At 38.8% G+C, this 21,024-nt stretch carries 22 protein-coding genes; 8 read left to right on the forward strand and 14 right to left on the reverse strand.

Features of this window, described 5'->3' with window-relative positions; translation table 11 throughout:
- Positions 1-5 precede the first annotated feature (5 nt).
- Positions 6-449 carry an SRPBCC domain-containing protein gene (locus G3I01_RS02485; RefSeq protein ID WP_219550742.1) on the forward strand — a complete coding sequence of 148 codons (444 nt, stop codon included), beginning with the start codon at positions 6-8 and terminating at the stop codon, positions 447-449.
- Here the strand turns inward: G3I01_RS02485 and G3I01_RS02490 are convergent.
- Positions 446-625: a hypothetical protein gene (locus G3I01_RS02490; protein WP_219550744.1), complete on the reverse strand. Its 180-nt coding sequence runs from the start codon at positions 623-625 to the stop codon at positions 446-448. The genes G3I01_RS02485 and G3I01_RS02490 overlap by 4 nt on opposite strands.
- A gap of 114 nt (positions 626-739) precedes the next feature.
- Here G3I01_RS02490 and G3I01_RS02495 point away from each other — a divergent pair, with 114 nt between their 5' ends.
- Complete coding sequence (locus G3I01_RS02495; protein WP_219550746.1) at positions 740-1,525, forward strand: DUF3050 domain-containing protein; 786 nt, start codon at positions 740-742, stop codon at positions 1,523-1,525.
- An 89-nt stretch (positions 1,526-1,614) separates the two neighbouring features.
- On the opposite strand, the gene G3I01_RS02500 is transcribed toward G3I01_RS02495, so the two are convergent.
- The 7 genes from G3I01_RS02500 to trmB all read right to left on the reverse strand — a co-directional run bounded on the left by G3I01_RS02500 (position 1,615) and on the right by trmB (position 6,266).
- Entirely contained in the window at positions 1,615-1,950 is a 336-nt protein-coding gene (locus tag G3I01_RS02500; protein ID WP_219550748.1) for a 2Fe-2S iron-sulfur cluster-binding protein, read from the reverse strand.
- A 62-nt stretch (positions 1,951-2,012) separates the two neighbouring features.
- Complete coding sequence (locus G3I01_RS02505; protein ID WP_219550750.1) at positions 2,013-3,074, reverse strand: NAD(P)/FAD-dependent oxidoreductase; 1,062 nt, start codon at positions 3,072-3,074, stop codon at positions 2,013-2,015.
- A gap of 28 nt (positions 3,075-3,102) precedes the next feature.
- Entirely contained in the window at positions 3,103-3,345 is a 243-nt protein-coding gene (locus G3I01_RS02510) for a NifU family protein (RefSeq protein ID WP_026933379.1), read from the reverse strand.
- On the reverse strand, positions 3,346-4,482 hold the full coding sequence (locus tag G3I01_RS02515; protein WP_219550752.1) for an Mrp/NBP35 family ATP-binding protein: 1,137 nt from the start codon (positions 4,480-4,482) through the stop codon (positions 3,346-3,348).
- 144 nt (positions 4,483-4,626) lie between these two features.
- Entirely contained in the window at positions 4,627-4,959 is a 333-nt protein-coding gene (locus tag G3I01_RS02520; protein ID WP_219550754.1) for an MGMT family protein, read from the reverse strand.
- A gap of 2 nt (positions 4,960-4,961) precedes the next feature.
- A complete protein-coding gene (locus G3I01_RS02525; protein ID WP_219550756.1) occupies positions 4,962-5,585 on the reverse strand; it encodes a LysE family transporter in 624 nt (207 codons plus the stop codon).
- Positions 5,586-5,591: 6 nt separating this feature from the next.
- Positions 5,592-6,266 carry a tRNA (guanosine(46)-N7)-methyltransferase TrmB gene (gene trmB / locus G3I01_RS02530; protein ID WP_219550758.1) on the reverse strand — a complete coding sequence of 225 codons (675 nt, stop codon included), beginning with the start codon at positions 6,264-6,266 and terminating at the stop codon, positions 5,592-5,594.
- Between the two features lie 66 nt (positions 6,267-6,332).
- On the opposite strand from trmB, the gene G3I01_RS02535 reads away from it, so the two are divergent.
- Positions 6,333-7,394, forward strand: a complete 1,062-nt coding sequence (locus G3I01_RS02535; RefSeq protein ID WP_219550760.1) for a glycosyltransferase — start codon at positions 6,333-6,335, stop codon at positions 7,392-7,394.
- Here G3I01_RS02535 and G3I01_RS02540 read toward each other — a convergent pair.
- Both G3I01_RS02540 and G3I01_RS02545 read right to left on the reverse strand, forming a co-directional pair.
- Positions 7,332-8,411, reverse strand: a complete 1,080-nt coding sequence (locus G3I01_RS02540; protein WP_219550762.1) for an ATP-binding protein — start codon at positions 8,409-8,411, stop codon at positions 7,332-7,334. The genes G3I01_RS02535 and G3I01_RS02540 overlap by 63 nt on opposite strands.
- A complete protein-coding gene (locus tag G3I01_RS02545; protein WP_219550764.1) occupies positions 8,411-9,094 on the reverse strand; it encodes a response regulator transcription factor in 684 nt (227 codons plus the stop codon). The genes G3I01_RS02540 and G3I01_RS02545 overlap by 1 nt, the downstream gene beginning before the upstream one ends.
- Before the next feature lie 176 nt (positions 9,095-9,270).
- Here G3I01_RS02545 and G3I01_RS02550 point away from each other — a divergent pair, with 176 nt between their 5' ends.
- From G3I01_RS02550 to G3I01_RS02565, 4 genes are all read left to right on the forward strand, one after another.
- Positions 9,271-12,072: a TonB-dependent receptor gene (locus G3I01_RS02550; protein WP_219550766.1), complete on the forward strand. Its 2,802-nt coding sequence runs from the start codon at positions 9,271-9,273 to the stop codon at positions 12,070-12,072.
- A 54-nt stretch (positions 12,073-12,126) separates the two neighbouring features.
- On the forward strand, positions 12,127-14,109 hold the full coding sequence (locus G3I01_RS02555) for a hypothetical protein (RefSeq protein ID WP_219550768.1): 1,983 nt from the start codon (positions 12,127-12,129) through the stop codon (positions 14,107-14,109).
- A gap of 165 nt (positions 14,110-14,274) precedes the next feature.
- The gene (locus G3I01_RS02560) at positions 14,275-14,613 is read left to right on the forward strand and encodes a T9SS type A sorting domain-containing protein (RefSeq protein ID WP_219550770.1); all 339 of its coding nucleotides are present in this window, start codon (positions 14,275-14,277) and stop codon (positions 14,611-14,613) included.
- 85 nt (positions 14,614-14,698) lie between these two features.
- Complete coding sequence (locus G3I01_RS02565) at positions 14,699-15,673, forward strand: acyl transferase (RefSeq protein ID WP_219550772.1); 975 nt, start codon at positions 14,699-14,701, stop codon at positions 15,671-15,673.
- Positions 15,674-16,023: 350 nt separating this feature from the next.
- Here the strand turns inward: G3I01_RS02565 and tyrS are convergent, their stop codons facing one another.
- Entirely contained in the window at positions 16,024-17,319 is a 1,296-nt protein-coding gene (gene tyrS, locus G3I01_RS02570) for a tyrosine--tRNA ligase (RefSeq protein WP_219550774.1), read from the reverse strand.
- A gap of 82 nt (positions 17,320-17,401) precedes the next feature.
- Here tyrS and G3I01_RS02575 point away from each other — a divergent pair, with 82 nt between their 5' ends.
- Positions 17,402-18,412, forward strand: coding sequence for an NAD-dependent epimerase/dehydratase family protein (locus G3I01_RS02575; protein ID WP_219550776.1), 1,011 nt, complete (start codon positions 17,402-17,404; stop codon positions 18,410-18,412).
- On the opposite strand, the gene G3I01_RS02580 is transcribed toward G3I01_RS02575, so the two are convergent.
- The 3 genes from G3I01_RS02580 to G3I01_RS02590 are packed head-to-tail and all read right to left on the reverse strand — an operon-like array spanning position 18,409 to position 21,024.
- Positions 18,409-18,960 carry a DUF4296 domain-containing protein gene (locus tag G3I01_RS02580; RefSeq protein WP_219550778.1) on the reverse strand — a complete coding sequence of 184 codons (552 nt, stop codon included), beginning with the start codon at positions 18,958-18,960 and terminating at the stop codon, positions 18,409-18,411. The genes G3I01_RS02575 and G3I01_RS02580 overlap by 4 nt on opposite strands.
- On the reverse strand, positions 18,950-20,293 hold the full coding sequence (locus G3I01_RS02585; protein ID WP_219550780.1) for a dihydroorotase: 1,344 nt from the start codon (positions 20,291-20,293) through the stop codon (positions 18,950-18,952). Before G3I01_RS02585 ends, G3I01_RS02580 begins: the two co-directional genes overlap by 11 nt.
- Positions 20,293-21,024 (reverse strand): polyprenol monophosphomannose synthase, encoded by a 732-nt coding sequence (locus G3I01_RS02590; RefSeq protein ID WP_219550782.1) that lies wholly within the window; start codon positions 21,022-21,024, stop codon positions 20,293-20,295. Before G3I01_RS02590 ends, G3I01_RS02585 begins: the two co-directional genes overlap by 1 nt.

The following is a 21,024-nucleotide window of genomic DNA, read 5'->3' on the forward strand; positions in this document are numbered from 1 at the left end:
ACCAAATGAAAAAAATTTATTATCAAATAGAGATCGACTGCCCCAAAGGACAGGTATTTCCAATTATGCTGGATAAAGAGCATTATCGAAAGTGGACGGCGGAATTCAACCCTAGCTCGCACTATGAAGGTACATGGGAAGAAGGAAGCCAAATCTTATTTCTTGGGGAAACTGAAACCGGAGAAAAAGCAGGTATGCAAAGCGTGATAGAAAAGCATGTACCCAACGAGTTTATAAGTATCAGGCACCTGGGAATGCTGGATAAGGGAAAGGAAACAGCCTTTGAGGATGATCTTTACGAGAATTACTATTTGGAAGAAAAAAATGGCTCCACTTCACTAAAAGTTGAAATGGATACAGAGGATGACTGGGTCGAATATTTCAAGGAAACCTGGCCTAAGGCGCTTCAGAAGTTAAAGGAAGTCTGCGAAGAAAATTGCAGCAATTAAAGCAGATCAAAACAGGGGCAACGTTTACATCGCTTGCCCTTTTTATATTTTTCACAGCATTCTTTTTTTAATGGTTTGGGCTTTTTAGCAGAAACACCATCCACCCTCAAATAATCCTTAGATTTATTTGAATAGAACACTATCACATTTATTGATTTGTCAATTTCAATAGCCATATTTTTAATTTAACTCAAAAGGCTGATTTTCTGCGTTAAACAAGCTATAAAAACCCAATAAGATTTTCTAAATAATACTTCAGCTTTTACCTTTGCCAAAAATTTAAAGGAAATATGATCAAAGAGATAAACGCAAGTTTAGAACCTCTAACCAACCAGTTAATAAATCATCCACTATACAAAAAGATCAACACCCCGGAACAACTTCAAATCTTCATGGAGCACCATGTCTATGCGGTCTGGGATTTTATGTCTTTGCTAACTTCGCTTCAGGAGATCCTCACCAAAACTACGAATCCTTGGCTTCCGGTAGGCGATCCGGAAATTAGATACCTCATCAATGAGATCGTTCTTGCAGAAGAGACCGATATCAATATGAAGGGGAAAAGACAGAGTCATTTTGAAATGTACCTGGATGCAATGGATGCCGCCGGAGCGAGCAGAAAGAAGGTTGAAGATCTTTTGATGCAGGTAACCCATGGTACCGATATATTTTTAATTATTGCGACCAGTAAACTACCAATAAGCATAAAGCAGTTCTTAAAACATACTTTTGAGGTCGTATACAGCAGGGAACCTCATAAGATCGCATCTGCCTTTACCTTTGGGCGAGAAGGACTCATTCCAGATATGTTCTCCTCCATTATAGAGAAAGTGCAGAAGAACTTCCCTGAGGACGATCTGAGCCTTTTCAAATACTATTTTGACAGGCATATCGAGCTTGACGGTGATGAACATGGACCTATGGCATTTAAGATGGTTGAGGACCTATGCGGAAATGATGAAAAAAAATGGCAGGAAGTAAAAGAAACCGCTGAAAAATCCTTAAAAAGCAGGCTGGAACTCTGGGATGGTATCGAAGCTGAAATTGAAGCTAAGACAAAATTAGAATTTGCCTAGACATTCGTCGTAGAATCGGTTTTCTAACAAAGTTTAAAATAAAAAAACCTGAACTCTTAAGTTCAGGTTTTTTGTTTTAAAATTTATAATTATTCTGAAGCCGGTGCGATTCGAACTTCCAATCCATCCAAACCTTCAGTGATAGGGATCTGGCAGCTTAAACGGCTGTTATCTTCCACGAAAAACGCCTGATCCAGCATATCTTCTTCCTCAAAGCTTTTCTCAGGAAGCATATGCTCAAAATTCAAAATATAGCACTGGCAGGAGGCGCACATGGCCATACCTCCACAAATTCCAATGGTACCTTCCTGGGCAAGTTCATAAGAACGAATCACCTCCATCAGGTTCATATTCATATCTGTTGGAGCATCTACAGTATGAGCTTCTCCTTCCCGGTCTATTATAGTGATCTTAACGTCAGACATTCTTTTAATAACTATTTTTTCGTCATCCTGTCCCGATGCTTCGGCACAGGATGATGCTTTTACTAATTTATACTTTTTACTACTTCTTTCTTCGCTTCTTTTTTACTTCCGTCGAAACCACTTACACCACTTACGGTAGTATACTTCATCACGTATTTTTTATCAGGATTTATTCGCTGATAAACGCTCTGACACATGATGGCCGCTTCGTGAAATCCGCAAAGGATAAGCTTTAATTTTCCTTTATAGGTATTCACATCTCCAATAGCGTAGATCCCAGGAATATTGGTTTGATAATCATAAGAATTATCAACCTTAATGGCATTCTTTTCAATCTCCAGACCCCAGTTCGCAATAGGTCCAAGTTTTGGAGAAAGTCCGAATAATGGAATAAAATAATCTGTTTCCTTTAATTCTTCTCCCCTAGCTTCATCTTTATGACGAATTAGAACAGAATCCAATTCACCCTCCCCTTTAAGGTCCACCACTTCAGCATCTGTAATCAGGTTGATCTTTCCAATCTTGGAAAGTTCCTCTACCTTTTCAACAGAATCCAAGGCGCCACGGAAATCTTTTCTCCTGTGCACCAGTGAGACCTCTGAAGCTACATCGGCTAGGAAAATACTCCAGTCTAAAGCCGAATCTCCTCCACCGGCGATCACAACTTTTTTATCACGGTATACCTCAGGATCACGAATAATATAGGCAACACCTTTATCTTCATAATTTTTTATGGAAGGAATCGGGGGTTTTCTAGGCTCGAAACTACCAAGTCCACCTGCAATCACAACTACGGGAGCATGATGCTTCGTTCCTTTACTGGTAGTTACAATAAAACTTCCGTCTTCCTGCTTATCTATAGTTTCAGCTCTTTCTCCCAGCGTAAATCCCGGCTCAAAAGGTTTGATCTGCTCCATCAAGTTATCTACCAAGTCTCCAGCCAATACTTCTGGAAAACCAGGAATATCGTAAATTGGTTTTTTGGGATAAATTTCGGAACACTGACCTCCCGGCTGCGGAAGAGCATCAATTAGGTGACACTTCAGTTTAAGTAGACCAGCCTCAAAAACGGCAAAAAGACCTGTTGGACCGGCACCTATGATAAGTATATCGGTTTTAATCATGTTTGAATTCAATTAAATGGGCAGCAAATTATCTTTCAATATTTACTACCTGTTCGATTTGAGGCACATATTTCTTGATCGTCATCTCCACACCACTTTTAAGAGTCATCTGGTTCACAGTGCATCCAACACACGCACCTTCCAGTTGAACTTTTACGAGGCGATCATCTTCGATCGAAACTAAAGATATATTCCCTCCATCGCTTTCAAGAAACGGACGTATCTCTGCCAATGCCTTTTCAACATTAATTTTAACTTCTTCGCTTGTCATCTATTTCTTTTTAACAGCACTACATCCAGCCATTGTGGTAATCTTAATCGCTTCGGTTGGAGGCAGATCCTTGTTTCGGTTTACGGTTTCCTGTACCATATTTCTAGTGATCTCTTCAAAAGCCGCCTCTAAAGGAGTGGCAGTTTGAAGGGCCGCAGGCCTGCCTATATCTCCAGATTCTCTTAAACTTTGTACTAATGGAATCTCTCCTAAGAACGGCACTTTCAGATCCTGAGAAAGATTTTTCGCTCCCTCTTTTCCGAAAATGTAATATTTATTTTCAGGTAGCTCTTCTGGCGTGAAATATGCCATATTTTCTACAATACCTAAAACAGGAACATTAATACTTTCCTGCTGGAACATAGCCACACCTTTCTTAGCATCGGCAAGGGCCACATTCTGTGGCGTACTTACGATCACTGAACCTGTAATTGGTAAAGATTGCATGATAGAAAGATGTATATCACCGGTTCCCGGTGGAAGGTCTATTAGCATAAAATCCAGTTCTCCCCAATCTGCATCAAAGATCATTTGATTCAGAGCTTTTGCTGCCATGGGTCCTCTCCAAACTACGGCCTGATTAGGTTTGGTAAAGAAACCTATAGAAAGGATCTTCACTCCGTAATTTTCAACCGGTTTCATTTTTGATTTCCCGTTCACCGTTACTGAAAGCGGTCTTTCAGCTTCAACATCAAACATAATTGGAGCAGAAGGACCATAAATATCAGCATCAAGGATACCTACCTTAAAGCCCATTTTTGAAAGGGTCACTGCCAGGTTTGCCGTAACAGTAGATTTCCCTACTCCACCTTTACCTGATGCAACCGCTATTATATTCTTTATTCCCGGGATCGCTTTCCCCTTAATTTCAGGCTTCTTTTTCTCGGGAGCCTGTATCTTGATATTTACCTTTATTTTGGCTTTTTCGTAAACCTTTTCATGAATGGCTTTCATCACATCCACTTCGGCTCTTTTCTTAATATGAAGGGCGGGAGTACTAAGTACAAGGTCTACCACTACTTCATCACCAAAAGTCATTACATTTTGAACTGCACCACTTTCTACCATATTACTTCCTTCACCTGCTACAGTTATGGTTTCCAGGGCTTTTAAAATCTCTTTTCTGTCTAATTTCATATATGAATTTTAATCAGATTCTTAAGCTTATATAGACTGATTCTAAATGCAAATATAGTTGGAAAAGCTAAGAATACGAAGAATTTAGTAATATTAGATTTATAGGACAATAGGAGGAAATTATGGATAGGAAAGCCAGTAAAATCAGGAAAGTTCCTTGATAGGATCCCAGAAATATTTCTGAAAATCGATTATTTGAAGATCCTCCACTTTTACTCCTTCGGCTTCCAGTAATTGCTGCATTGCATTACTACCACCAAAATGATGTTTTCCGGTAAGCATCCCATGCCGATTCACCACCCTATGAGCAGGCACATCTTCTAAATTATGAGATGAATTCATAGCCCAACCCACTATACGGGCACTCCTTGCAGCACCAAGATATTTTGCGATCGCGCCATAAGAAGTTACTCTGCCTTCAGGTATTTTCCGGCAAACTTCATAAACCCTTTCAAAAAATCCGGAATTATCGCTCAATTTCAGGAATTTAATATTCTAACTAAGGCAACTACAATAAGAACCAGCATTAGACCGGCCATGAAATAATTGGAATATTTAGCAAAAGATTCAGCCTTCTTTTCAATTTTATCGAACAGTACGACATACAGGTAGAGGGAGGTAAAACTTCCTAAACTTGCAGCAAAAGCGAAGGAAACTATAAGAGACCAATCATATTCCATTCCTCCACTTAGATCCATCGCGCCGGCGATCGCCACGAAATATGGAATGGGAAAAACATTGAGAGCAGCTATCAACATCCCTTTGAACAAGCTCTGAGCCTGTGCCTTCTGCCTATTATGATTCACCCCTCTTTTGTGTCTCGCCTTGATAAAAAAATACACCGCGAGAATACAGAAAACTACCAGGCCACCTCTCAGGATCATTCTCCTAATGAACGGATGATCAAAAATGTATTTAGCAAGTAAAACAGCAATAAAGGCCTGGATCAGGATAACGACCCCAGCACCTATTGCCACAAATAACCCGCTTTTTTTCCCTTTCTCAACACAGGTTTTGGCTACGGTCATGTTCACCAATCCCGGCGGAACCACTCCAATAAATGCTGCGAAATACGTGATTAGGAAAAGTTTTGTTTCTTCCAATAAATCTTATTTAATCTTGAATTGAATATACGTAATTGGTTTACCTTTTTCAAGGTACTGTTTTTCGTAGAAAGTTTGTATACCTGTTACTTCTTTTGGAGAATATTCATTCTTATAAATATCATGGTGAGCATACAGGATCTCATGTCCCTCTCCATGCAGCAAACCAAGAGTATAGCCATGCATAAATTCTGAATCGGTCTTCAAATGCATTAGGCCATCCTCTTTAAGGATATTTTTATATCGCTGAAGGAATTCCGTATTGGTGAGTCTATGCTTTGTCCTTTTATACTTGATCTGAGGATCTGGAAAAGTGATCCAAATCTCACTTACTTCATTTGTCGCAAAAACATGCTCAATAAGCTCGATCTGGGTGCGTACGAAGGCTACATTTTTCAAATCTTCCTCGATGGCTGTCTTTGCTCCACGCCAGAACCTGGCTCCTTTAATATCTATCCCTATAAAGTTCCTCTCTGGATTCTGCCTTGCCAACTCGACCGTATATTCTCCTTTGCCGCAGCCTAGTTCCAGAACAATTGGATGATCATTCTTAAAAAAATCCTGACTCCATCTGCCCTTTAGTTCAAATAGATTATCTGTAAGCTCCTCTCTGGAAGGTTGGATCACGTTATCGAATTTCTCGTTTTCCTTAAAGCGCTTGAGTTTGTTCTTACTTCCCACTAAAATTTAATATTTTGGCAAAATTAAAGAAAATCAACCACCTGCCGATAATAATATATTTGTAAAATGGGAAATAAGAGGATATTGGTGGCCGTGCTTAACTGGGGTCTTGGTCACGCAACCAGATGCATTCCCATTATCCAGCAATTAAAAGAGCATAATTTTGAACCTATCATCGCTTCAGATGGGCAAGCGCTTCAACTTCTAAAAAAGGAATTTCCCAACGAAATATTTGAAGACCTACCTTCATATAATATTGAATACACAAAAAAAGGAAGTAATTTAAAATGGAAGCTCCTCTTAGATAGCCGGCGGATAATCAAAAATATTAAAGCGGAAAATGAGCTTACGAAAGAACTGGTCCAGAAGTATAATCTAAAAGGAATAATTTCTGATAACCGGTGGGGAGTTAGAAGTGATCAACTGAAAACCAATGTTTTCATAACCCATCAGATAAATGTACTTAGCGGTAACACTACTTTTCTGAGTAGTTTTATTCAGCAGCGATATATCAAAAAATTTAATGAATGCTGGATCCCTGATGCTAAAGGAAATAATAATCTAAGCGGAATCCTGGGCCACGCCTCTTCAATACCTGGAAATATAAAATACATTGGCCCGCTATCAAGGTTTGAAAAAAGGAAGGTTCCTATTATTTATGATTACCTCATTTTACTTAGTGGTCCAGAACCTCAACGTGGTATGCTTGAAGAAATCCTTCTGAAAGAATTCAGATATTCGAATTCCAAAGTCTTTTTTATTCACGGAGTAATTTCAGAAGACCATAATCAACTTCCGAATTCAAATATCGAAATCAGTAATTATTTATTTGGAAAATCCCTGGAAGAAGCTATTAATGCAAGTAAGTATATCATTTGTAGATCAGGCTACACCACATTAATGGACCTGGCCAAACTAGGAAAAAAGGCATTTTTCATTCCCACTCCGGGACAAAATGAACAGGAATACCTGGCTCAAAGAATGGAAAGTTTACGATTAGCTCCTTTTTGTTATCAGAATAAATTTTCCATTTCTAAATTAAAAGAAATAGAAAGTTACTCAGGATTAAGTGATCTCGGGGAGCACTCGGTCTTCGGGGATCTCTTTGCTTTTTTCGAGGGTGAATGAAAATTCGCTACCAACGCCAAATACACTTTCCACATAGATCTTTTCATCGTGAGCCTCCAGAATATGTTTAACGATAGAAAGCCCCAAACCAGAACCTCCTTCTTTACGGGAACCGCTTTTGTCTACCCTGTAAAAACGTTCGAATAAACGAGGAATATTCTCCTTCTCGATACCTTCCCCGTTATCGGTTACACGTACAATTACCTTGTTCTTGATAAGATTCTCGATACTGATCTCTGTGGTCCCTCCTTTTTTACCGTATTTAATAGAATTCACGATAAGATTGGTAAGCACCTGCTGTATTCTTTCTCGGTCTGCCCTTACATAAATAGGCTCTTCATAATCAATATCAAAGGTTAGGGTAATATTCTTCTTTGCCGCCTTCATCTCAAGAAGGTCGAATGAAGCCTGGATCAATTCAACAATATCAAAAGTCTCATATCTCAAATGCAGATCCCCGGTTTCGAGCTTGGTGATCATATCAAGATCTTTCACGATATAAATCAATCTTTCCACACCTTTATTTGCCCTGGCCAGATATTTCTTCCTGATAGCTTTGTCTTTATGGGCTCCATCGAGCAACGTGAGGATATAACCCTGAACGGTGAAAAGTGGAGTTTTAAGTTCATGAGACACATTTCCCATAAATTCTTTTCTATATGCTTCTCTAACTTTAAGAGTTTCGATCTCCAGTTTCTTGTCTTCAGCAAATTTCTTCACCTCACGAGTTAGGGAAGACATATCTGTGGTGATCTGGCTTGGTCTTAAGGTTTTTGAATCCAGCAGTGAGACATTATCATACACCTTTTTTATTCTTCGGTATATGAAACGCTCCACCCGGTATTGAATAATAAGAAAAGTAAAGAGGTAGCAAAAAAGCGCAAAAACTAATAGAGTGATCCAGACGGTCTCTAAATCCAGTAAAATAAATCCGCCCAATAGGAATGTTAGAAAAACACTTATATAAAGAGCAGTTCTTAAAGCAAATCTATATGAGCGTTTAAACTTTTGCGACATTAAACAACGAACTTGTATCCTACTCCTTTAATAGTTTTGATCTTGTCATCACCAATTTTTTCCCGAAGCTTTCTAATATGAACATCTATAGTTCTTCCTCCTACCACAATATCGTTACCCCATACATTATCCAGTATATCCTCTCTCTTGAATACTTTACCTGGTTTAGAAGCCAGCAGAGACAATAGCTCGAACTCCTTTCTGGGAAGGGCCATTTCTTCACCCCTCTGGATGATCTTATATTCTTCCCTGTTAATCGTGATATCACCTAATTTCACAATGTTAGACGATTGCTCTTCTTCGCGATACCTTCTTAACAATGCCTTTACTTTACTAACAAGTACTTTTGGCTTAATAGGCTTGGTGATATAATCATCTGCACCCGCATCGAAACCTGCCATTTGGGAATAATCCTCTCCCCTTGCAGTAAGAAATGTGATAATCGTCCCTTCAAGGTCTGGTATTTTCCTTATTTGCTCGCAAGCTTCGATTCCATCCATTTCTGGCATCATGACGTCCAGGATAATAAGATGGGGTTTATTTTTCCTGGCCAGCTTAACGGCATCTGCACCATTATCTGCAGTGATCACATTGTAGCCTTCTGAAGATAAATTATACCCCACTATTTCCAGGATATCCGGCTCATCATCTACCAGTAAAATTTGAATGTCTTTTTTCTTCATAATGAATTAAGATGTGGTTAAGAGATCATAAAATTAACCAATAATTTGAACTATTAACCCATTAACAAATTAGTAACATTAAACTAACCCTTTAATGACAAAGGATTAATTCTAAGGTAACATCCTCCTTGTGTCTTCACCGTTAATTTGCAGCGAGATTTTATAGCAAATACAAAATGAAACGATTCTTATTATTATCATTAATTTTTATTGTAACAACAATGCAGTCTCAGGAGGCTACTACCGGAGCAATCGGCGGAAAACTTTCTGACAAGGAAATGAATGGGGAGCCCCTACCTTTCGCTAACGTGTTACTAAAAAACTCTACTAAAGGAACAACTTCAGATTATGACGGAATATATTTATTAGACAAATTAGAACCAGGAACCTATACAGTAGTATTCAGTTTTGTTGGATATGAAACTCTAGAAGTTCCTAATGTTGTAGTTGAAGCGGGTAAAGTGACCGAGGTAAATACAGAGCTTGGTTCCAGCGCAGCTGCTTTAGATGAAGTTGTGATTACTACTGTTTCCAGAAGAGATTCAGAAGTAGCTTTACTTATAGAACAAAAGAATTCAGTAGATATCAAGGAAAGCATCGGGGCTCAGGAATTAGCCAAATTAGGAGTTTCCGATGCCGCCACAGCAACCACAAAAATTTCAGGAGTTACCAGTAGTGAAGCTTCAGGAGATATTTTTGTGAGAGGACTTGGCGACAGATATCTGTATACTACTATGAATGGTCTTCCAATCCCTTCAGACGATGTGGAACGTAAGAACATTGACCTTGGTTTATTCCCAACAAGAGTTATCCAGAATATTTCTATTAGTAAGAACTATTCTGCAGAGAACTCTGCAGACCAGGCTTCTGGTAGTATTGACATTACCTCCAGAGAACTTAGAGGAAAAAGCGAGCTGGACCTGGGAATGAGATTTGGAGCGAATACGAATGCCGTTGGGCAGTTCAATAATTTCAAGGTTTCTCCAAATCAACAGGACGTATATTTTGGTTTCTACGACCAAAATATTCCAACCGAATTTGCTCTTAACAATCAGAGCTGGGATCCACAAAATGCCGTATTACCTATCAACAGAAGATATGCTCTTACTGCAGGTAAGCAATTTGGAGATTTTGAAGTTCTCTTCACTGCATCCAATTCAGTTGATTTCGAATACAATCAGGGAACCTTCGCCAACTATCGAAATAATGATTTTGAAGATGGGTTCACCGATGCGACCAACTATAAAAAGACTGATAATAATACCGCGCTTTTAGATCTAGGCTACCAGATCAACGATAATAACAGGATCAAGGCTACCAGTTTATTCATCAATAAAGTAACCGATGAAGTTTTTGAAGGTGGTAGAAATGGTGAAGGTATCGTTTTTGAAGAAAGCGACAGAAATGATGATTTCAATCAATTTGTTCGTGACCAGAATACCAAACAAACAAGACTTTGGGTGAATCAATTACATGGTTTCCATGAAATGTGGGACAGTAAGAACGAGATCGAATGGGCAGCAGGTTACAATATGGTAGATGCAGATGAGCCTAACCGAATTCGTAACGAAGTGAACCTTCATCCAACCGAGCCTATTTTATTGGGTGAAACAGGAGCTTTTCAGCAAAGAAAATCTAATCAGCAGATCGATGATCGCGAGATCAACGCATTCATCCAGGATCAATACAATTTTATCCAGGACGAGGAATCAGAAAAGAAGGCTTTCATTAAACTGGGTGGTAACTTCAGAAATAAAGAAAGAGACTTTTATTCAAAATTTTATGGAGTTGAAGAAAGAGATTTCAACACTGTTAATCCTGAATCCATAGATAATTTTACCGGAATTTTCACCACAGAAAATTTCAACAACAGGTCTCTGATCGTAAACGATCTTAGTCCAGACCTATACAATGGTACCCTGGAATCATTATCTGGTTTCGCATTCTTCAACTATGGGAATGAAAAATGGAACCTTAACGTAGGAGCAAGAGTACAGAAGGATGATATAGATGTTGTTTTCGACGTGAATAACTACCCGTCAAACCTTCCGAATTTTGTTTACAAGTCTTACGAAAACATTTACCCAAGTATCAACTTTAGATTCTCGCCAAACGAAGATTCGAACATAAGACTGGCAGCATCCAGAACCATTACTTTACCAGAATTCAAGGAGATCGCTCCTTTCGAATATGTGTCTCAAACAGGTTTGATCACCAGAGGTAACCCAGAGCTGGAAGCTTCTACCAACACCAATTTTGATATTAAATATGAGATCTTCCCAAGTTCAGGTGAATTGATCTCCCTTACCGGGTTCTACAAGAACATCAACGATCCTATCAACAAGGCAAGAGAAAGAGGTTCTGCTCCGGTATTCTCTTACTTCAATGCAGGAGACGAAGCGAATATCTACGGATTGGAGCTTGAAGCAAGAATGGATGTCATCGAGAACGAAAATGAATCAGGATTAGACGTGGCCGTAACAGGTAACGTGACCAGAATGTGGCATAAGCAGGATCTTAAAGATGTATACAATGAGAATGGTGATTTTATTAGAACATTCCGTTACAACGGAAAAGAGGAGATTGGACTTCAGGGAGCATCAGACTGGATCTTCAATGCCTCTTTAAATGTTTCAACAGAAACGGAGAATCCTTTCACGGCAACTCTTGTTGGAGCTTATGCATCAGATAAAATCTTTGCTTTGGGTAACCCAGAGAGCCAGAGATTAGACCAGATAGATATTCAGTATAACGATGAGATCATGGAAAAAGGTTTTGTGACCCTGGACCTTATCATGTCTAAAGAGCTTAATGATAACTGGTCTTTAGAATTCAGAGGACAGAACTTATTGAATCCTGAGATCGAAAGATACCAAGAAATTAGACCGATTTCAGGAAACGTTCCTGCATCAAATCAAACAGTAAGATCATATGACCGGGGCGCTGTTTTAAGCCTTGGAGTAAACTATTCTTTTTAATCGATTAGAATTTAATATAACCACAACCATTTTTTAAAAATTAGTACCAAGATTATGAAAAACGCAAAAAAAATCATGTTAATGGCTGCGATCTCAATGGGATTGCTTGCAACATCGTGTAGTGATGATAATAGCATTGAGCCGATTGATCCATCAGATGACAGCGGACAAATACCATCTGAAGACGTAGAACTTAACGGATCTGTAAATGAAGACAGAACCCTTGATGCTTCTGAAACATACAGCCTTACCGGAGTTCTTTCAGTAGAAGCTGGTGCGACTCTTACAATTCCAGCTGGAACTCAAATCGTAGCAGATACAGATACAGACCAAAGTGATGCAACCAACGTTTATATCGTTGTTCAAAAAGGAGCACAAATAGACATTCAGGGTTCTTCATCTGCTCCTGTAGTAATGAAATCTGCAAGCGGAGAGGCAGGAACCTGGGGTGGTTTGATCATTGCTGGTAATGCACCTACTGCTGCAGGATCTAACGCTACTGCAGAAGTTGGAGGAATTATTTATGGAGGTGAAGATGAGTCAGATGACTCTGGGTCTATCAATTACCTTGTATTATCTGATGCAGGTGCAGCCATCAATGCTGAATCTCAATTCAATGGATTGTCTCTTTACGCAGTAGGTTCTGAAACTTCTATTCAGAACGTTGCTTTAGTGAACGGAGCAGATGACGGAGTTGAATTCTTTGGTGGTACCGTTTCAGCTTCAAACCTATACCTTGAAAACAACGAGGACGACGCGGTAGACTGGACCGAAGGATGGAGTGGATCTTTAGATAACGTTTATGTTCTTCACACTATAGAAAACTTTTCTACAGCTATTGAAGCAGACAAAGAGAATGGAAATCCAATGATCACAAATTTCACTGCGGTATCAACAACAGGAGGAACTGCACTACAATTCAAATCTGTTTCCGGAGCTACGATCACAGGACTTTCACTTTCTGGATATGATACTGCGGTAGATATCACAGATGATAATAGAACAGATCTTTCAGGAATTATCTTAAATGGAGCTCCGGTTGATCTAAACCTTGATTACTCTGGTGATCCAACTGTAGATGCATCTATGTTCGACTGGATCTCAAACAGAGGTCAGGTTTCAGTTTTACCATCTACTGTAGAAGGAAACCTTACGCTTGATGCAAATAATGAATATGTAATTAGCAGTACTGTTTCTGTTGAAGATGGGGCAAAACTTACCATTCCTGCAGGAACTCAGATCACTGCCAGAAGCGACAGCGAAACCGATGCTACGAACATTTACATCGTAGTTCAACAAGGAGGAATGATCGAAGTAAATGGAACCGAATCTAATCCTGTAGTTATGTCATCAACTTCTGGTACAGCTGGAAGCTGGGGTGGTCTTGTGATCGCTGGAAAAGCTTCTACAGACGAAGGTATTAATGCTACTGCTGAAGTTGGCGGAATCCTTTATGGTGGTACAGAAGATGAGGACAATTCAGGTTCTATCAATTACCTAATTCTAAAGGATGCCGGCGCAGCAATTAATGCTGAATCTCAATACAACGGTCTTTCATTATATGCTGTTGGATCTGGAACAACTATCGAAAACATCGCGATCATGAACGGAGCAGATGATGGAGTTGAATTCTTTGGAGGAACTGTTTCCGTTAAAAATATATACCTGGAAAATAACGAAGATGACGCGGTAGACTGGACCGAAGGATGGAATGGTACTATCGAAAACACTTATGTTAGCCACACCATAGACAACTTCTCTACTGCTATCGAGGCAGACAAAAGAGATGCGTCTCCAAGGGTCATCAATTTCACTGCGGTATCAACAACAGGAGGAACTGCACTACAGTTTAAAGCTACTTCTGGAGCGGTGATCGAAGGATTATCACTATCGGGTTACGAAACAATTATCGATATCACAGACGACAATAGAACCGATCTTTCTGGTATTACCATAGACGGAAATGTTGTAGATGTAGAAGCTGCATATGATGCCGAAGCGACTGTAGATGTTGCTATGTTTGACTGGGCAATATAATCGAAACATCATTTTGTAATGATTTGAACATCAATAATTAGCCAAATTAAAAGGGTTGCAACGTGCAACCCTTTTTTTTATTATATTTTTTTATATTTAGATAAATTTAATGGCAAGATTTTTGAAATTTTATTTGTATGTTTGTTTAAACCTCGATCACAAAGAATGAAGCAAAAGTACCTATTTACCTTTTTTCTTTTCTGTTTCCTGATGATCGCCGCTCCGGTGAACGCTCAGGAATCTGCTCGTGCGCCACAACGAACCGAAATCCCTATTGAAGGTTTGTCGATTTATCCCAACCCTGTAACTGGTGGAAAAGTTTATATTTCCAGCACCAAAAATCAGGATAAGGAAATAGAGATCTATAATGTTTTAGGGAAACCTGTTCAGAAGACTCGACTTAGAGGAAGAGAAATGGACGTTTCTTCTCTAACTCCTGGAATTTATATCCTGAAGATCCAGGAAGGTAAAGCGAGAGCTACCAGAAAATTAGTGGTAAAATAAGATTCTACGTTTATTTTTTTGACGAGCTTCTGTTTCAGAGGCTTTTTTTATTCCTTAATTTTGATGAAATCTTCGAGGCCTCTCTATGTTAGAAAATAAAATTTTTGAAATTTCGACACAATCAGACTTTGAAGCTCTGAGCCTGGAGGTCTTCAAATATCAATTCGAACACAACAATATTTATCGTGATTTCTGTATCCTGCTAAGCAAGGATCCTAACTCGGTGAAAACAATAAGTGACATTCCTTTTTTACCTATAGAGTTCTTTAAAAGGAAACAATTGATCAGTGGCAACAGACCGCCACAGATCACCTTCACCAGCAGCGGGACTACAGGATCAACTACCAGTAAGCATTATGTAAGCGATCTTAGATTATATGAAAAAAGCTTTTTAGAGGCATTCCGAATATTTTATGGTTCACCTGAGGAATATACTTTCTTAGCCTTACTACCTTCTTATTTAGAACGAACTGGTTCCTCACTTATTTACATGGTAGACTCCCTAATAAACCATTCAAAAGATGAGGAAAGTGGTTTTTACCTCAACAACCTGGAAGAGTTATCTGGCAAACTAAAACAGCTTGATAGAAATGAAAAAAAAGTGTTTTTAATCGGTGTTTCTTTCGCTCTTCTGGATCTAGTTGAAATGGAACATTTTAATTTAAAAAACACTATAGTTATGGAGACCGGCGGGATGAAAGGACGCCGGAAAGAAATGATAAGAGAGGAACTTCATGATAAACTAAAAGCAGGATTTGGAGTTGATAAGATCCATAGTGAATATGGTATGACCGAGCTGCTTTCTCAGGCTTATTCTACAGGAAAAGGAATTTTTGAATGCCCCCCATGGATGGATATACTTATCAGGGATCCGGAAGACGCTTTAACGTTTCTTCAGAATGGAAAGACCGGAGGAATCAATGTAATAGACCTCGCCAATATTAATTCATGCTCTTTTATTGCTACTCAGGACCTTGGACGTAAAAAAAATGATCAGATCGAAATCCTCGGAAGGTTCGATAACAGTGACGTTAGAGGATGCAACCTAATATTACTTTAAAAATTTTCAAACTTAGTGTAAAGTAAATGAAAGTTTTACGACACAACTAGTGCAGAATGCAAAATAACATCCCAAGTGTTTTCATTCTGTGGCTAAGTGAAAATTTTTCATATTAGATTGGTTAGTTAGTTGCAAAGCCTTCAGGATTTCTCCTGAAGGCTTTTGTATTTTCCCTGATTTCAATCCAGGGGAATAAATATTTATCGAATAAAAGCAATATAAATTATCATGCAGATCGCCAGAGTGATAATTATATAACTAATAATATTTTCAGCTTTCGTGTTACTCATGTAGTTTCTTACTACTAAGATCTACGTAAAAACCACCGACACGGATCAAGCCTATATCATTTAGTTTGCCCTGATAATATAAGTGTTCTTCTTTCCTTTATTTAGAATTACATATTTACCATTGATAAGGTCTGAAGTAGAAATCGTATAATCTTCCTTCACCTTTTCTTTGTTCACTGAAACTGAATTCTCTTTTAAAGCTCTTCTGGCTTCCCCGTTAGATGCTAAAAATCCGGTTTTGGCTGAAAGCGCCCCTATCATATCCAGTCCGGCTTCTATTTCGCTAAGGGCTACCTCTGCCTGTGGTACTCCTTCAAAAACATCAAGGAAAGTTACTTCGTTCAGTTTTCTGAAATCATCGGCAGTACTTTTACCAAATAGAACTTCAGAAGCAGCTAAAGCATTTTCATATTCCTCTTCAGAATGAACCATAGTAGTCACTTCCTTACCAAGAACTTTTTGCAGCTCCCTTTGGTGGGGCGCCTCTCTATGCTTTTCTATGAGAGCATCTATCTCTTCCTTACTAAGCAAGGTGAAGATCTTAATATACTTTTCAGCATCCTCATCGCTTGTATTCAACCAGTACTGGTAGAATTTATATGGAGAAGTCCTGTTAGCATCCAGCCACACGTTACCTCCTTCGGTTTTTCCGAATTTAGTTCCATCGGCCTTAGTGATCAAAGGACAGGTAAGTGCATATCCTTTCCCATCGCCAATCCTTCTTATAAGCTCAGTTCCTGTAGTAATATTTCCCCACTGGTCACTTCCCCCCATTTGTAGGGTACAACCGTATTCTCTGAATAAATGAAGAAAATCATATCCCTGAACCAACTGATAGGTAAATTCGGTAAAAGACATTCCTTCTGAAGAATCTGAAGACAAACGCTTCTTTACAGAATCCTTTGCCATCATATAGTTCACCGTAATATGTTTCCCTACATCCCTGATGAATTCAAGGAAAGAGAAATCTTTCATCCAGTCATAGTTATTTACCAGGACCGCGGCATTGTCATTCTTCGAATCGAAATCTAGAAATCTGGATAATTGTTCCTTAAGCGCATTCTGATTATGCCTTAAAGTTTCTTCATCCAGGAGATTTCTCTCTGCCGATTTCCCGGAAGGATCGCCGATCATTCCTGTAGCTCCTCCAACCAAAGCATAGGGTTTATGCCCGCAAAGCTGGAAATGCCTCAACATCATCACTCCTACTAAATGGCCTATATGTAGTGAATCTGCTGTTGGATCTATCCCAACATAAGCAGAACGCATAGCTTCCATTAAGTGTTCTTCAGTCCCCGGCATGGTATCGTGCAACATGCCTCTCCAGGTGATCTCTTCAACGAAATTCTTTTCCATATTTTAAAAATTCAGATAAAAAATAGCCGTAAAGATACCATTTACTCTTATTTTTCCTAAGTGCTTTAGCTATATTTACCACATGATTCTGGTAACAGGAGGAACTGGTTTAGTTGGCGCCCATCTATTATATGAATTGGCGCAAAAATACGAAAGGCTTAGAGCAGCTATAAGACCTACAAGCGATATTAGGCTTGTAAGAAAGGTTTTTGGTTATTATTCTGATTCTGCCACAGCTGACATTCTTTTCAATAAAATAGATTGGGTACAGGCAGATATCAATAATATCCCGGCTTTGGAAGAAGCATTTAATGGAGTAGAATATGTATACCACTGTGCGGCTCTTATTTCTTTCGACCCTTCAGATGAAAAGAAACTTCGCAAGATCAATATAGAGGGTACCGCCAATATTGTAAATCTCTGTATATCCAACAAGATCAAAAAACTTTGTTATGTGAGCAGTGTCGCGGCCATAGGCTCCGATTTAAATGCTAAAGAAGCCACTGAAACTGCCAAATGGAATCCTGAACAGCACCATAATGATTATGCCATTTCAAAATATGGTGCAGAGATAGAAGTCTGGAGAGGAACCCAGGAGGGGCTTGATGCCGTGATCGTGAATCCAGGAATCATCGTTGGACCAGGATTCTGGGATTCTGGCAGCGGGAAAATTTTCACAAGAATCGACAAGGGATTGAGATATCATTTCCCTAAAATTAGCGGATTTATAGGAGTGAAAGATGTGGTTAAAAGCATGGTAAAACTTATGAACTCGCCTATAAAAAATGAGAATTACATTCTTGTTTCAGAAAATCTGAGTTTTAAGAAGGTCCTGAAGAATACCGCAGATTATTTGAATAAACCTAAACCTAATAAACAGTTAACCAAGTGGATGGTCACTCTGGGATGGATATTTCAAAAAATTGGAAGTTTGTTCGGTGCTAAAAGAGAAATTACAAGATCATCTATTAATGGTCTTTTTTCTGCAACATATTATAGCAATTCAAAAATCAAAACCGATTTAGATTTTGAATTTACCCCGGTTAACCAGGTATTAATGGAAACAGCCGAAATTTACAGAAGTGAAAATTAATCCCTGCGGTTATTTGATTCACTATCGAACTTCACCGGGGGAGCATTAAGGCTGTCTTTATCCTGAATTAAATTATCCTTTTTTAAAGATTTTATGGAATCAAGTTTTAAGGAATCCACTTCCAACGAATCCAATTCCCTCAAAGAATCTTTTCTGGCCAGTTTGATACTATCCTCTATCCTTACTTCTATTTCCCGCAAGGAATCCAGTCTGGTTTTAATGATTTGTAACCTAACTTTCACGCTATCATAGATGCGCTCATACTGATCGTATTTTTCGGTATAATAATCATTGCTTCTTTCAAACTGGAGACTATCTATATTGAATTTCTCATAGATATACTCATCTGGATTAATACCAGTGCTTTCCAGTTTTGGTTTACTATAATTACGCGCAGCATTAACCAAAGCTAATTCAGTTAAAACATCCACCATTTTATCTTCAGGAATGAGATCATCCGGCTTCTCTGTTTTCTTAAGATCCTGGCAGGACACTAAGGTCAAGAATAAAAAAAGATACAGAACAGTATTTCTGAAATTATCTGTCAAAACTTAATTTTTCAGCATTCTTGGCGAATGGAGTATGTTTGAAATTCTTGTACACCAGGTTACCATTCACAAATGTGTGTGTGATCCTGGATTTAAAGGTAGTTCCTTCAAATGGTGACCATTGACATTTTGAATAAATATTATCTGGCTGTACCGCCCATGGTGAATTAAGATCTACCAGTACCAGATCTGCTTTATAACCTTCCCTGATAAATCCTCTTTTTTCTATCTGGAATAGAATAGCAGGGTTATGACATGCTTTTTCAACGATCTTTTCAAGGGTAATTTTGCCCTGATGATGCATTTGAAGCAAAGCAGGTAAAGCATGCTGAACCAGAGGACCTCCACTTGGAGCCTTGGTATAAACATTTTTCTTTTCCTCTTTAGTATGAGGAGCGTGATCTGTAGCTAGAACATCAAGTCGGTTATCGTTCAAAGCTTCTAATAAAGCTTCCTGATCTTCCTTGGTCTTTACCGCAGGATTCCATTTTATATAAGTTCCTTTTTTGGCATAATCTGAATCATTGAACCATAGGTGATGTATACAAACCTCAGCTGTGATCTTCTTATCCTTAAGTGGCTTTTTATTACTGAAAAGACTTAGTTCTTTGGCTGTAGAAACATGGAAAACATGCAATCTGGCTCCTGTTTTCTTAGCTAAAGCTACTGCTTTAGAAGAAGATTTATAACAGGCTTCAGCACTTCTTATCTTTGGATGAAGCTCGATAGGAATATCATCCCCATATCTCTTCACACATTCTTCAAGATTCTTTTTGATGGTCGCCTCATCTTCACAATGTACAGCGATCAAAACAGGAGATTTTTTAAAGATCTGCTCCAGCACTTTTTCATCATCAACCAGCATATTTCCGGTAGAAGATCCTAAAAACAACTTCAAGGCCGCGACCTGCTTGGGATCTATCTTTTCGATCTCACTCAGGTTATCGTTAGTCCCACCAAACATGAAAGAGTAGTTGGCATAAGAAGTTTCAGAAGCTATTCTGAATTTCTCCTCCAGCTCATTCATATTGGTAGTTTGAGGAAGGGTATTCGGCATTTCAATAAAAGAGGTGATCCCTCCAGCCACAGCAGCTTTGGAACCTGTTTCTATAGATTCCTTATGAGTTAGCCCCGGTTCTCTAAAATGCACCTGATCATCTATAAGCCCCGGCAATAAATAAGTGCCTTCGGCATCAAAAATATTTACATCAGGTGATTTAGCACTAATGCTTTCAGCGATCTCTACTATTATACCATCTTCAACGAATACATCCCCATCTGTAATCTTTCCTTCGTTAACTATTTTAGCGTTCTTGATTAGTACCTTTTTCATTAGACCTTTTTCCTGTTAAACAGACTTTTAAGCTTCATTTTTATTACCCCAAATACGGCTTCAGAAATAATGGAGCCGCTCATTTTTGAAGTTCCCCGGGTCCTATCTGTAAATATTACCGGTACTTCAACTATTTTATATTTTAAAAGATGCGCCTTAAACTTCATCTCGATCTGGAAAGCATAACCTATAAACTGAATTTTATCCAGATCTATTGCCTCCAGCACTTCTCTTTTATAACAAACAAACCCGGCGGTGGTATCCTGGATATCCATGCCGGTCACAAATCTTACATACCTTGATGCCAACCAGGACATTAATACCCTGTTCATGGGCCAGTTGATAACATTCACTCCGGTTATATACCTGGAACCAATAGCAACATCTGCTCCATCCCTTTTACAGGTATTATACAACCTCACCAGATCATTGGGATTATGAGAGAAATCTGCATCCATTTCAAAAATGTAATCATACTCTCTTTTTAAAGCCCATTTAAAACCGTGAATATAAGCGGTGCCCAGGCCTTCTTTTCCCAATCTTTCTTCAAGGAACAATCTCTCTGGAAACTCTGCCTGAAGGGTTCTAACCCTGGTAGCAGTGCCATCGGGAGAATTATCATCTACAACCAGAATATGAAATTTACGTCTCTGCGAGAACACATTCCTTATAATGCGCTCTATATTCTCTATTTCATTAAAGGTGGGTATAATAATTATCCCATTTCCCAT

Origin of the sequence: Gramella sp. MT6, assembly GCF_019357415.1 — a bacterium.
In the GTDB taxonomy this organism is placed as follows: domain Bacteria; phylum Bacteroidota; class Bacteroidia; order Flavobacteriales; family Flavobacteriaceae; genus Christiangramia.